Here is a 13156-nt window from a genome sequence, read left to right as displayed (position 1 = left end):
GGACGTCCCTCATTATTTTTGGATGCGGAGGACAATAGGATGTGGCTTTACTTAGGGATTGCTGCTTTACTCGTTGGAATCGACCAGTTGACGAAATGGATTGTCGTTCAAAACATGACGATCGGTCAAGCGATCACGGTCATTCCGGATTTCTTTTATCTCAACTCGTATCGGAATCGGGGCGCTGCGTGGGGAATGCTCGAAGGTAAATTCGGCTTTTTCTTCATCGTTACAGTCGTCGTCGTCATTGGATTGATTTACTTCCTCTACAAGGAAGGCACGAAAAATAAGGTATTTGCTTGGAGCATCGCGTTATTGCTCAGTGGTGCGATCGGAAATTTCATTGATCGAATGGCACGAGGAGAAGTCGTTGATTTCTTCCACTTCTTCCCGTTCGGCTATAATTTTCCGATCTTTAATGTCGCAGACGTCTGTTTGACGTTTGGTGTCATCACGATGCTGATCAGCGTCATGTTTGAAGAACGGTTGACTAAGAAAGGAACGATGGATAAATGAATGAAGTAGAAACATGGTCCGTACAAGCGGATGGAGCGACAGGGCGCATTGATAAATGGCTCGCAGAACAAAACGATTGGTCGCGTTCGCAAGTACAGGAATGGTTGAAAGCGGGACGTGTCGAAGTCGACGGTCGTGTCGTCAAACCGAACTATAAATTATCGGGAACGGAATCGATTGTCGTTCATATCCCGGAAGCGGTGGAGCTCGAGATCTTACCGGAAGACATCCCACTTGAAGTCGTGTATGAGGACTCGGACGTCATCGTCGTCAACAAACCAAAAGGGATGGTCGTCCACCCGGCGGCAGGTCATGTCTCAGGAACGCTCGTTAACGCCTTATTACACCACTGTCAAGATCTCTCAGGCATCAATGGCGTCAAACGTCCAGGGATCGTTCACCGAATCGATAAGGATACGTCAGGTCTGTTGATGGTCGCTAAGAACGACTTAGCGCATGAATCACTTGCGCATCAATTGAAAGAGAAGACGACGGAACGTCTCTACATTGCGCTCGTGCACGGTGAAATCCCGCACGAACTCGGAACGATCGAAGCCCCAATCGGACGCGATAAGAACGACCGTCAACGGATGACGGTAACGGATAAGAATTCAAAGTCTGCCGTGACCCATTTCCGTGTTCTCGATCGGTACGAAGGCTTTACGGTCGTTGAATGTAAACTTGAAACAGGACGGACGCACCAAATCCGTGTCCATATGCGTTATATCGGTTTCCCGCTTGCGGGTGACCCGAAATATGGTCCACGTAAGACGATGAAAATGAACGGTCAAGCCTTGCATGCTGCGGTTCTCGGTTTCGAACATCCACGCACAGGTGAGTGGATGCGCTTTGAAGCACCGCTCCCAGAAGAGATGACATTTGAAATCGGTCAATTGAAAAAACTTGAATTAGAGTCTTGACGTTTTTCTAATAAAACGGTAGAGTATCACCTAGAGAGCGATGCGAGACATCCTCTACTAACACTTCGGTCGTCCGAGTGACGATCCTACCTAACTAGTATCACCTTTAATCGAGTCCGGAGAGGCTGCGAAAGGGAGAACCTACCACGATCGTGCGTAGGCATGCATACAACACGTATGCCATGATTCTGTCTTCGATGACCTTCTGCGGATTTCCGCAGAAGGTCTTTTGTATGAAAGGAGAAACCATGAAACCAGCCGTCATCTTAGATGAAGCTGCGATCGGACGTGCACTGACACGGATCGCCCATGAAATCATCGAACGTAACAAAGGAATTCATGATTTGATGATCGTCGGAATCAAGACGCGAGGCGAGACACTCGCTCGCCGACTTGCGAAGCGCATCGAACAAATCGAAGGAAAACCGGTCTTACTCGGTGTCGTCGACATCTCGATGTACCGGGATGACTTGTCGAAACGAAGTTTAGAACCAGAAATCAAAGGTTCTGATTTGCCGGAAGACATCACCGGGAAAATCGTCGTCCTCGTTGACGACGTCCTCTACACAGGACGCACTGTTCGCGCCGCGATGGACGCGCTCGTCGACCACGGAAGACCGAGTATGATTCAACTCGCTGTCCTCGTCGACAGAGGACATCGGGAGTTACCGATTCGACCAGATTTCATCGGTAAGAACGTCCCGACATCCCGTGAGGAACAAGTCGTCGTCGCACTCGCCGAAGTCGATGAAGCCGATCAAGTATTCATTAAACGCTAAAATTCAAAACCTTTAAGGTGGTCCAGAGAGACCAGAAAGGGAGTCATCCATATGGCAAAACATGCCGCAGTACTTGATGTACAAGAAGTACCTACTCACCCTCTAAATTGGCTGATGCTCAGCCTGCAACACGTCTTCGCGATGTTTGGTGCGACCGTGCTCGTCCCGCTCTTAACGGGACTCAACACATCGGTCGCGCTCGTCGCAAGCGGAGTCGGCACACTGATTTTCCTCGCCGTCACCCGCTTCAAAGTACCCACATATCTTGGTTCAAGTTTTGCCTACATCGCCCCGATCATTGCCGTCAGTGAACGGTGGGGTGTCGAGGATGCCTTAATCGGCGGAATGGTCGCTGGACTCGTCTACGGACTTGTCTCACTCCTCATCCGCTACACGGGAGCTGCTTGGTTGCTTCGCTTACTCCCACCGGTCGTCATCGGACCGGTTATCATGGTCATCGGTCTATCGCTCGCCCCGACCGCTGTCAACATGGCGATGAACGGAGCGGACGGTAAGTACAACGGACTGTACTTCCTCGTTGCGATGGTCACGCTCGGCGTCACACTCCTTGCGATGACGTACTTAAAAGGAATGTGGAGCACGATTCCGATCCTGTTCGGGATCACGGTTGGTTATCTCGTTGCGGCCTCAGTTGGAATCATTGACTTCACACCACTTCAACAAGCCACGTTGTTCCACGTGCCGGACTTCACGATTCCGTTCTTGAATTACACACCATCGTGGAATACAGCCGCCTTGCTTCTGATCGTTCCCGTGACGCTCGTCACACTGACGGAGCACATCGGCGAACAAAAAGTGACATCACGGATCATCGGGCGCGAGACGCTCCTCGATCCAGGGATGCACCGGACCGTACTGGGTGACGGGATTGCGAAGACAGTCGCGTCGATGCTTGGCGGACCACCGGTTACGACGTATGGTGAGAACAACGGTGTCATGTCAATCACACGTGTCTACAGTGTCTATGTCCTCGGTGGCGCGGCGGTTCTTGCGATCAGCTTCGGATTCCTCGGATATGTCGAAGGGTTCATCAAGACGATTCCGACACCGGTCATGGGTGGAATCAGTATCCTCTTGTTCGGAGTCATCGCGTCGAACGGTCTCCGGACGCTGACGGAAAGTAAGATCGACCTTGCTGATAAACGGAACTTGACGATCACAGCCGTCATTCTCGTCACGGGTATCGGAGGCGCAGCGCTTAAAATCGGCAACTTCTCTCTCGAAGGAATGGCACTAGCGACGATTCTTGGAATCATCCTGAATCTAGTCCTTCCGAAAACGACAGAGCAGGTCGAAGAAACAACGGAAACCTCTACAACTCAATCGGTAGCTAACAACTTTTAAGACGTTCCGAGAGAACGATAAAGTGAAGGCCATGAAAAGATGCAGGGAATCACTCTGCCTTCTTTCGGCGCACCTTCACTTAGAAGGTGCGCCTTTTTCATGACCTGAAGAGGAGTGAATGATATGAAGACGATCCTAAAAAACCGGCATTTCGTCAACCTAGAAAGTTTATCCACGACAGAAATTAATTCTTTGATTGAACGCAGTCTCGCTTTTAAACGAGGCGAGCCAGCGCCAGATTTTTCCGATAAGACGCTTGTCAATCTGTTCTTTGAAAACTCGACTCGGACACGCTCTTCCTTTGAGATGGCAGAGCATCGTCTGAACATGCATCTACTGCCGTTCGAAACGGCGACTTCCTCCGTGCAAAAAGGAGAAACGTTACGCGATACATGCAAGACACTCGAAGCAATCGGCGCAGATGCTTTGGTCATTCGCCACGGAGCAACCGGATATTACGAAGAACTGATGCAGACACTCGATATTCCGATCATCAATGCGGGAGACGGGAGCGGTCAACATCCGTCCCAGTCCTTACTCGATTTGATGACGATGGTCGAAACGTACGGAACGGTCGAAGGAAAAGTCGTCGTCATCTGTGGGGACTTACAACATAGTCGTGTCGCCCGATCGAACGCGGACATCTTAAAGCGACTCGGTGCCATCGTTTATGGATCAGGACCTATTGAGTGGTACGACCCTGCGATGGGCATACCGTATCTTCCGATGGATGAAGCAGTCGAGCAGTGCGACATCTTGATGTTACTGCGTGTCCAGCACGAACGGCATGACGGGACGACACGATTTGATCCAGCAGTCTACCACACAACGCACGGATTGACACATGAGCGGATGAACCGTCTGAAGCATTCCGCGATCGTGCTTCATCCGGCACCGGTCAATCGGGGAGTCGAGATTGCCGACGAACTGGTCGAACATCCGCGATCGCGGATCTTTGAACAGATGAAAAATGGTGTCTTTGCACGGATGGCGATTCTGGAATGGTGCTTTTCAACGAAATCAATCAAAGGAGACGATGCAGATGACAACACGAATTGAGAATGCGAGATGGTACGAGGCGGGACAAGTTCGAACTGGAGATATTCGGATTGAAGCCGGGAAAATCACGGATTTAGCAGCAACACCGCAAGCGAATGAAACGGTCATTGATGCGTCCGGCTTATTCGTCGCACCAGGATTCGTCGACATCCATGTCCACCTGCGGGAACCGGGTGGCGAACATAAGGAGACGATTGCGACCGGCACGGCAGCGGCGGCAGCGGGTGGATTCACGACGATTTGTCCGATGCCGAACACGCGCCCCGTACCAGACGATCGTCAAACACTCGATGCGTTGTTCCAAAAGATTGAAGAGACGGCGTCCGTCCGGGTTTTGCCTTACGCGGCGATTTCAAAAAATCAACTCGGACAAGAACTCGTCGCGTTCGACCAATTAACAGATGCCGTCGCGTTCACGGATGACGGTGTCGGCGTCCAGACGGCAGCAGTCATGCGGACAGCGATGCAACAAGCGGCACGCCTCGGGAAAACGATCGTTGCCCACTGTGAAGATGATTCGTTAAAAGCAGGATGTGTGCACGAGGGGAACTACAGTCGACGGGAAGGACTACAAGGTATTCCGTCGCTTGCTGAGAGCATCCACATCGCACGTGATGTCCTGATTGCAGAAGAAACCGGCTGTCATTATCACGTCTGTCATGTCTCGACGAAGGAATCGGTCCGTGTCATCCGTGACGCGAAACGAGCAGGGATCCGGGTGACGGCAGAAGTCACACCGCACCATCTGGTATTGATCGATGAAGACATACCGAATCAGGACCCGAACTTTAAAATGAATCCTCCCTTACGAAGTGAAGCAGATCGCCAAGCATTGCTCGAGGGGTTAGCGGACGGAACGATTGATTGCATCGCGACCGATCACGCTCCCCATGCGGCAGAAGAGAAGGCACTCGGTATCGAACGCGCCCCGTTCGGCATCACAGGGTTCGAGACGGCCTTCCCACTCCTCTATACGAAGCTTGTTGCTGAAGGAGAGATGACACTTGAGACACTGATTCGGAATTTAACGGATAAGGCAGCAGCCATCTTTGAACTTCCTTACGGGAAACTCGAAGTGGGGGCGGAAGCAGATCTGGTTTTACTTGATCTAGAAACGGAGCGTACCGTATCACCGGAACGATTCCGCTCAAAAGGTAAGAACACACCGTTCGCAGGAGAACGGTTAAAAGGATTCCCGGTCATGACGCTCGTCAAGGGAGAAATCGTATTCAAGGAGGACACAGCACATGCGTAAACGGACACTGATACTAGAAGATGGGATGACGTTTGAAGGAACGGCGTTTGGCTCAGATACGACAACAACAGGAGAGGTCGTCTTCCAGACCGGAATGACAGGGTATCAGGAAATGTTATCGGATCCATCTTACTGCGATCAGATGATCGTGTTGACGAACCCGTTAATCGGAAACTACGGGATTAACCGAGAAGATTATGAGACGACGCGTCCGCTCGCTAAAGCACTGATCGTCCGTGAACATTGTCAGACGCCGTCGAATTTCCGGAGTGAGATGTCACTCGATGCGGCACTTCAAGATCTTGATATTCCAGGATTAAGTGGAATCGATACGCGTCAACTGACACGACATATCCGTTCGAAAGGCGTCATGCGTGGTCGACTCGTTGACGGTGAGTTCGATTTAGCAGCAGAACTGGTTCATCTTCAAAACGCGCCAATCGAGACGGATCAAGTCAAGCGGGCCTCGACGGAACGAGCGTATATCATTCCGGGAGCTGGACCGCGCATTGTCCTCGTCGACTTCGGTGCAAAACTCGGAATCGTCCGCGAACTCGTCAAACGCGGCTGTGAAGTCGTCGTCGTGCCCTACGACGTCAGTGCAACGGAAGTCTTACGCTATCGTCCGGACGGTGTAATGCTATCGAACGGACCAGGGAATCCAAAGGATGTCCCAACGGCGATTCCGATGATTCAAGAATTGACGGGAAAAGTCGTCATCTTCGGCATCTGTCTCGGTCATCAGTTGATCGCACTAGCGCATGGCGCGGATACGTTCAAACTCCCATTCGGTCACCGAGGGGCGAACCATCCAGTCCAAGATATCCGGACAGGTCGCGTCGATATCACGTCGCAAAACCACGGGTATGCCGTCGACGAACAGTCATTACGCGATACCGTGCTTGAAGTGACGCATCTTGCGATCAACGACGGAACGGTCGAAGGAATCCGTCATACGACAGCAGCAGTCTTCTCGGTCCAGTACCATCCGGAAGCATCACCTGGTCCGATGGATGCGAACGGTCTATTCCAACAGTTTTTAGAAGAAATCACGAAACAACAGGAGGTCTCTCATGCCTAAACGTCAAGATATCCAGAAAATTCTCGTTATCGGGTCCGGTCCTATCGTGATCGGACAAGCAGCTGAATTCGACTACGCCGGAACACAAGCGTGTCAAGCCTTGAAGGAAGAAGGATATGAAGTCATCCTCGTCAACTCGAACCCAGCAACGATCATGACGGATCCAACGGTCGCTGATCGTGTCTACATCGAGCCCCTCCAAGCAGAGTTCGTCTCACGGATCATCCGCAAGGAACGTCCGGATGCCTTGCTTGCAACACTCGGGGGTCAAACGGGTCTGAACTTAGCTGTCGAACTGGATCGTCTCGGTGTCCTTGCTGAGTATGGTGTCGAGTTACTCGGTACGAAATTGTCAGCAATCGAAGAGGCAGAAGATCGTGATTTGTTCCGTCAACTGATGTTTAAACGCGGTCATGGTGTGCCGGACAGTGAAATCGTGCATACGCTCGAAGAGGCACAACAATTCCGGCAACAGATTGGTCTACCGATCATCATCCGTCCAGCGTATACGCTTGGAGGAACGGGCGGCGGAATCGCCAACACACCAGAAGAGTTCACGCGAATCGTCGAAGGAGGACTCAAGGCAAGTCCGGCAACACAAGTACTTCTAGAAAAATCAATTGCCGGGATGAAGGAAGTCGAGTTCGAAGTCATGCGCGATGCGACGAACCAAGCAATCATCGTCTGTGCGATGGAAAACTTCGATCCCGTCGGTGTTCATACCGGAGACTCGATCGTCTTCGCTCCGACACAAACGCTATCGGATCGCGATTATCAATTGCTACGAAACGTCTCGCTCGATATCATTCGTGCACTCGGGATTGAAGGTGGATGTAACATCCAGTTCGCACTGGATCCGACGAGCTTCGACTACTATGTCATCGAGGTCAATCCACGTGTCTCGCGTTCGTCCGCACTCGCGTCAAAAGCGACGGGTTACCCAATCGCAAAACTGGCTGCGAAGATTGCCGTCGGGTACGCCTTATCCGAATTAAAGAACCCGATCACCGAGACAAGTTTTGCTTCCTTCGAACCGGCACTCGATTATGTCGTCGCCAAGATTCCGCGGTGGCCGTTCGATAAATTCGAAACGGCAGACCGGACACTCGGAACACAGATGAAAGCAACTGGTGAGGTCATGGCGATGGGACGGACGATGGAAGAGGCATTACTGAAAGCCGTTCGTTCACTCGAGATTGGTACAGCTGATTTGTATATGCCACGCTTCATCGAACTGGCAGATGATGCCTTACAACAAGCGATTTGCCAAGCGACCGACGATCGACTCTTCGCCTTGTACGCAGGCTTCGTCCGCGGTTACAGCGTCGAACAGATTCATGACTGGACGGCGATTGATCGCCTGTTCCTTGAAAAGTTGCACCATATTTGGCAGCTCGAGCAATCAGTCGCAACTGGTTTGACACCTGAACTACTCCTGCATGTGAAGCGGTATGGATTCAGTGACCCGATGCTCGCCCGAATCACAGGACAAACGGAAACGGAAATTCGCCGGATGCGTGAAGCACAAGCGATTCATCCGGTCTATAAGATGGTCGATACGTGTGCGGCAGAGTTCGCGTCCGATACGCCATACTACTACGGAACATACGAACGTGAAAATGAAGCCATCGCGACGAACCGTTCTTCGATTCTCGTCTTAGGATCAGGTCCGATCCGGATTGGTCAAGGAGTCGAGTTCGATTATGCGACAGTCCATTCGATTCAAGCGATTCGACAAGCCGGATACGAAGCAATCATCGTCAACAACAATCCGGAAACCGTGTCGACCGACTTCTCGATTTCTGATCGGCTCTACTTTGAACCATTGACGACGGAGGATGTCCTTGAAGTCATCCGAAATGAACGTCCGCTCGGTGTCATCGTCCAGTTCGGTGGACAGACAGCGATCAACTTAGCCGAGTCATTAGCAGCAGAAGGTGTGAAAATCCTCGGGACATCGCTTGAGGATCTCGACCGGGCTGAGGACCGGAAACAGTTCGAAGCAGCGTTGACGGCGCTCGACATTCCACAGCCACCAGGTAAAACGGCCGTGACGGTTGAAGAAGCGGTCACGGCAGCAGCGTCACTCGGTTACCCGGTCCTCGTTCGTCCATCGTATGTTCTCGGCGGTCGGGCAATGGAAATCGTTTATGCTCAAGAAGAACTGGAACATTACATGAAACACGCGGTCATCGCCTCACCGGAACGACCAGTCCTCGTAGACCGCTACCTGACAGGAATCGAACTCGAAGTCGACGCGATCTGCGACGGAACGGATGTCGTCATTCCAGGAATCATGGAGCATATCGAACGTGCCGGTGTTCACTCGGGTGACTCGATTGGTGTCTATCCGCCACAACGGGTCTCCCAAGACATCAAGGACCGGATCGTCGACTACACGACACGGATTGCGAAAGCATTCGGCATCAAAGGATTACTCAACATCCAGTTCGTCTACGCGGACGGCGCCCTCTATGTCCTTGAAGTCAATCCGCGTGCTAGCCGGACGGTGCCATTCATCTCGAAAGTGACGGGACTTCCGGTCGCACGGCTCGCAACGGACATCATTCTCGGTGAGACACTTGCTTCTTATGGGTTAACAAGTGGTGTTCTACCGGAAGAACCACTCGTCTCGGTCAAAGTACCAGTCTTCTCATTTGCGAAGCTTAAAGAAGTTGATCCGACACTCGGACCGGAAATGAAATCAACTGGTGAAGTCATTGGAACGGACCGGACGCTCGAAAAAGCGCTCTATAAAGGGTTGCTCGCATCAGGGATGGCGATTCCAGAGCACGGTCGTGTCCTCTTGACAGTCGCAGATCCAGATAAAGCAGAAATGACGGATCTCGCACGACGCTTTGCCTCACTTGGATTCACGTTACTTGCAACGGAAGGAACGGCAGCCTACTTGACGGAGCAAGGATTACCGGTCCAGACGGTCGGCAAAATCGACTCGTCTTCCGAATCGATGCTCGACGTGATTGAAAAAGGGGAGATTGAATACGTCATCAATACGATGAGTCGGGACTCGCAAGTCACGAAAGATGGCTTCATCATTCGTCGGGCAGCAGCCGAGAATCAAGTCGTCTGTCTGACATCACTCGATACGGCGGAAGCAATTCTTCGTGTCATCGAAAGTCGCTCGTTTGAAGCCAGTGCGATCCAAGCCTTCACACACGAAAAGAAAGTGGTGATCCAATGAAGCAACTCTTGACGGTCGTCTCTCGACGAACGGTAGCTCAAGGTGCGACAGAACTCGTCTGTCGCCTCGAGCAACCTCAGGACATCGCGCCAGGGCGATTCATGCATCTTCGCGTCGGTCCACTCTTACGCCGACCGATCTCGATTGCCCGGGTCGATCATGATCTGATCACGTTTCTCTTTAAAGAAATCGGACAAGGAACAGCAGAACTGGCTTCTTTGCGTCCGGATGATACGATCGATGCCCTCGGACCGCTTGGAAACGGGTTTCCGATTGCCGCTATCCATCCAACTCAATGCGTCGTCCTCGTTGGTGGGGGAATCGGTGTCCCACCGCTGTATGAGACGATGCGCCAACTTGTCGCCCGGGGTGTGACATGTGAAGCGATTCTAGGATTCGATACGGCAACAAGCGTTTTTTACGAAGCGGAATTTCAAGCACTCGGTAAGACGACGGTCACGACCGTCGATGGGACGCATGGTATAGCAGGATTCGTCACGGCAGCCTTACGTCCAGAAAGCTACGACGTCCTACTCGCCTGCGGACCGGAACCGATGTTGCGAACGTTACAGCAACAACCGATCGAACATAAGTATCTGTCGATCGAAAACCGAATGGGGTGCGGTATCGGAGCATGCTTTGCCTGTGTCTGTAAAACACCTACGGACGGGTACGTTAAGACATGTTCCGATGGTCCAGTCTTTCGGGCAGAGGAGGTCGTATTATGACAGAACGATTGCGTGTCGAGTTGCCGGGACTCTCTTTAAAAAATCCGATCATGCCAGCATCCGGATGTTTTGGATTCGGTGAGGAATATGCGAAGTTATATGATTTATCAGAGCTTGGGGCGATCATGATTAAAGCAGCGACGGGTGAAGAACGCTACGGAAACCCGACGCCACGTGTCGCAGAGAGTGGGATGGGGATGTTGAATGCAATCGGTCTCCAAAATCCGGGTGTCGATGGCATCTTAATGAATAAATTGCCTTTCCTCGAGACGTTCGATACGGCGATCATTGCCAATGTCGCAGGTTCGACACCGGAAGAATATGAGCTCGTCGCGGAGAAAATGAGTCAGCATCCAGGCATTCATGCACTGGAATTAAACATTTCCTGTCCGAACGTCAAATCGGGGGGGATTCAATTCGGAACGGATCCGTTGCTTGCCGCTGAGTTGACACGACGTGTGAAACGGGTCTCGACTAAACCGGTCTACGTCAAACTATCACCGAACGTCACTTCGATCGTCGAGATGGCGCGTGCCGTCGAAGCAGCTGGTGCAGACGGTCTGACGATGATCAATACACTCGTCGGGATGCGAATCGATGTCCGGACGGGGCAACCAATCCTTGCGAACCGTATCGGTGGATTATCGGGTCCGTCAATCAAACCAGTCGCGATTCGGATGATTCATGATGTCGCGCAAGTCGTTTCGATCCCGATCATCGGTATGGGTGGCGTGATGGAGGTCGATGACGTCCTCGAAATGATTTACGCCGGGGCTTCGGCTGTTGCCGTTGGTACCGCAAACTTCGTCAATCCATACATCTGTCAAGAATTGATTCAGCAGTTACCAGAACGGATGGACGAACTTGGCATCGATCATATTTTAGACATCAGGGGGAAAGCATATGAATCAACTTTACATCGCGCTTGATTTTCCGACCGAAGCAGAAGTCTTTTCGTTTCTCGAACGGTTCGAAGAGACACGACCTGCCGTGAAAATCGGGATGGAATTGTTTTATGCAGCAGGCGGAACGTTCGTCCGAAAACTCGTCGAGCGTGGACACGCGGTATTCCTCGATGTCAAAGTCCACGACATTCCAGAAACGGCACGCCGGACGATGCGCATCATCGGACAATTAGGCGTCGAACTGACGAACGTCCATGTTGCTGGTGGAAAAGAGATGATGATCGCGGCGCGAGAAGGACTGCGTGAGACGAACGCCGAGACACAACTGATTGGCGTGACTCAGTTGACATCGACGGATGAAGCGATGTTACGCGATTTAAAGATTGAAGGAGCGATGCCGGCAGTCGTTCGTGAATATGCGCAACTCGCAGAAGCAGCAGGACTAGATGGTATCGTCTGTTCAGCACTCGATCTTCCGGAACTAGTTTCAGCTTGTCGGACAGATTTTCGGTTCGTCACACCCGGCATTCGTCCGACGAACAGTCAAGCGGATGATCAAAAGCGGTCGCGACCGTTCTTGACGCTCGTCAAAATGGAGCGTCGGATTTAGTGATCGGTCGTCCGATTACGCGTGCAGAACATCCAGAACAGATCTATCTGATGTTACTTGAACAATGGAAGGGGCAATTCTCATGGTAAATCCAATCGCTAGTGCGTTACTCCGTATTGAAGCCGTCACCTTATCGCCAAACGATCCATACACATGGGCAAGTGGACTTCGTTCTCCGATTTATTGTGATAATCGTTTGACGCTCTCGTACCCAGAAGTTCGTTCCTTGATTGCAGATGCACTCGCTGAGAAAGTGAAGGGACTTGCAGTCGATGTGATTGCTGGAACTGCGACGGCAGGTATTCCACACGCAGCATTCGTCGCGGAACGACTAGGATTACCGATGGTCTACGTACGTAGTGGCAACAAGAAACACGGTAAAGGGAATCAAATCGAAGGTGTCATTCAACCTGGACAACGTGTCGTCGTCATCGAAGACTTATTATCGACGGGGATGTCAGCAATCGAAGCGGCGGAAGCTCTGCAAGCGAAGGGAGCAAATGTCATTCGCATTCAAGCGATCTTCTCGTACGGGATGGAGCGCTTGTCAAACAATCTCCGCGACGCAAAGATCGAAGCGGATGCATTACTGACGTTCGAAGCGTTACTCGAAACCGCACAACAACAAGGCGATATTACTATAGAAGAGCAAAAACAGTTGGCGGATTGGTCGAAAGATCCAGTCGCTTGGAGCGAACGTTTTACAGCGAACGTCTAAAATCGATAGATTCCGTCG

12 protein-coding genes are annotated in these 13156 nt (G+C 51.6%); all 12 read left to right on the top strand.

Annotation, left to right across the window (positions count from 1 at the left end; translation table 11 throughout):
* Positions 1-39: 39 nt before the first annotated feature.
* The 12 genes from lspA (at position 40) to pyrE (ending at position 13138) form a co-directional block, all read left to right on the top strand.
* Positions 40-516 carry a signal peptidase II gene (lspA, locus tag AC3B4V_RS05545; RefSeq protein WP_023468792.1) on the top strand — a complete coding sequence of 159 codons (477 nt, stop codon included), beginning with the start codon at positions 40-42 and terminating at the stop codon, positions 514-516.
* On the top strand, positions 513-1436 hold the full coding sequence (locus AC3B4V_RS05540) for an RluA family pseudouridine synthase (protein ID WP_023468791.1): 924 nt from the start codon (positions 513-515) through the stop codon (positions 1434-1436). The genes lspA and AC3B4V_RS05540 overlap by 4 nt, the downstream gene beginning before the upstream one ends.
* 248 nt (positions 1437-1684) lie before the next feature.
* Positions 1685-2215, top strand: a complete 531-nt coding sequence (gene pyrR, locus AC3B4V_RS05535; protein ID WP_035396895.1) for a bifunctional pyr operon transcriptional regulator/uracil phosphoribosyltransferase PyrR — start codon at positions 1685-1687, stop codon at positions 2213-2215.
* 51 nt (positions 2216-2266) lie between these two features.
* Positions 2267-3580 (top strand): uracil-xanthine permease family protein, encoded by a 1314-nt coding sequence (locus AC3B4V_RS05530; protein ID WP_064299618.1) that lies wholly within the window; start codon positions 2267-2269, stop codon positions 3578-3580.
* A gap of 123 nt (positions 3581-3703) precedes the next feature.
* On the top strand, positions 3704-4639 hold the full coding sequence (locus tag AC3B4V_RS05525; protein ID WP_347355244.1) for an aspartate carbamoyltransferase catalytic subunit: 936 nt from the start codon (positions 3704-3706) through the stop codon (positions 4637-4639).
* Positions 4623-5894 (top strand): dihydroorotase, encoded by a 1272-nt coding sequence (pyrC, locus tag AC3B4V_RS05520; RefSeq protein WP_023468787.1) that lies wholly within the window; start codon positions 4623-4625, stop codon positions 5892-5894. Before AC3B4V_RS05525 ends, pyrC begins: the two co-directional genes overlap by 17 nt.
* Positions 5887-6975 carry a carbamoyl phosphate synthase small subunit gene (locus AC3B4V_RS05515; RefSeq protein WP_023468786.1) on the top strand — a complete coding sequence of 363 codons (1089 nt, stop codon included), beginning with the start codon at positions 5887-5889 and terminating at the stop codon, positions 6973-6975. Before pyrC ends, AC3B4V_RS05515 begins: the two co-directional genes overlap by 8 nt.
* On the top strand, positions 6968-10177 hold the full coding sequence (gene carB, locus AC3B4V_RS05510) for a carbamoyl-phosphate synthase large subunit (protein WP_406747547.1): 3210 nt from the start codon (positions 6968-6970) through the stop codon (positions 10175-10177). The genes AC3B4V_RS05515 and carB overlap by 8 nt, the downstream gene beginning before the upstream one ends.
* Positions 10174-10905, top strand: coding sequence for an iron-sulfur cluster-binding protein (locus tag AC3B4V_RS05505; protein WP_488377954.1), 732 nt, complete (start codon positions 10174-10176; stop codon positions 10903-10905). The genes carB and AC3B4V_RS05505 overlap by 4 nt, the downstream gene beginning before the upstream one ends.
* Positions 10902-11834, top strand: coding sequence for a dihydroorotate dehydrogenase (locus AC3B4V_RS05500; RefSeq protein ID WP_064299624.1), 933 nt, complete (start codon positions 10902-10904; stop codon positions 11832-11834). The genes AC3B4V_RS05505 and AC3B4V_RS05500 overlap by 4 nt, the downstream gene beginning before the upstream one ends.
* On the top strand, positions 11809-12420 hold the full coding sequence (gene pyrF / locus AC3B4V_RS05495) for an orotidine-5'-phosphate decarboxylase (protein ID WP_488377953.1): 612 nt from the start codon (positions 11809-11811) through the stop codon (positions 12418-12420). The genes AC3B4V_RS05500 and pyrF overlap by 26 nt, the downstream gene beginning before the upstream one ends.
* A gap of 82 nt (positions 12421-12502) precedes the next feature.
* Positions 12503-13138, top strand: coding sequence for an orotate phosphoribosyltransferase (gene pyrE / locus AC3B4V_RS05490; protein ID WP_214858042.1), 636 nt, complete (start codon positions 12503-12505; stop codon positions 13136-13138).
* Positions 13139-13156: the final 18 nt, after the last annotated feature.

Source organism: Exiguobacterium sp. E17S (assembly GCF_057772545.1).
Note: the sequence above shows the minus strand (reverse complement) of the source record. Positions and strands in the feature narration are given on the sequence as shown.

Excerpts from the sequence above, each read along its gene's own strand:
- lspA (WP_023468792.1), top strand. The coding sequence starts at position 40 with ATGTGGCTTTACTTAGGGATTGCTGCTTTACTCGTTGGAATCGACCAG.
- AC3B4V_RS05540 (WP_023468791.1), top strand. The coding sequence starts at position 513 with ATGAATGAAGTAGAAACATGGTCCGTACAAGCGGATGGAGCGACAGGG.
- pyrR (WP_035396895.1), top strand. The coding sequence starts at position 1,685 with ATGAAACCAGCCGTCATCTTAGATGAAGCTGCGATCGGACGTGCACTG.
- AC3B4V_RS05530 (WP_064299618.1), top strand. The coding sequence starts at position 2,267 with ATGGCAAAACATGCCGCAGTACTTGATGTACAAGAAGTACCTACTCAC.
- AC3B4V_RS05525 (WP_347355244.1), top strand. The coding sequence starts at position 3,704 with ATGAAGACGATCCTAAAAAACCGGCATTTCGTCAACCTAGAAAGTTTA.
- pyrC (WP_023468787.1), top strand. The coding sequence starts at position 4,623 with ATGACAACACGAATTGAGAATGCGAGATGGTACGAGGCGGGACAAGTT.
- AC3B4V_RS05515 (WP_023468786.1), top strand. The coding sequence starts at position 5,887 with ATGCGTAAACGGACACTGATACTAGAAGATGGGATGACGTTTGAAGGA.
- carB (WP_406747547.1), top strand. The coding sequence starts at position 6,968 with ATGCCTAAACGTCAAGATATCCAGAAAATTCTCGTTATCGGGTCCGGT.
- AC3B4V_RS05505 (WP_488377954.1), top strand. The coding sequence starts at position 10,174 with ATGAAGCAACTCTTGACGGTCGTCTCTCGACGAACGGTAGCTCAAGGT.
- AC3B4V_RS05500 (WP_064299624.1), top strand. The coding sequence starts at position 10,902 with ATGACAGAACGATTGCGTGTCGAGTTGCCGGGACTCTCTTTAAAAAAT.
- pyrF (WP_488377953.1), top strand. The coding sequence starts at position 11,809 with ATGAATCAACTTTACATCGCGCTTGATTTTCCGACCGAAGCAGAAGTC.
- pyrE (WP_214858042.1), top strand. The coding sequence starts at position 12,503 with ATGGTAAATCCAATCGCTAGTGCGTTACTCCGTATTGAAGCCGTCACC.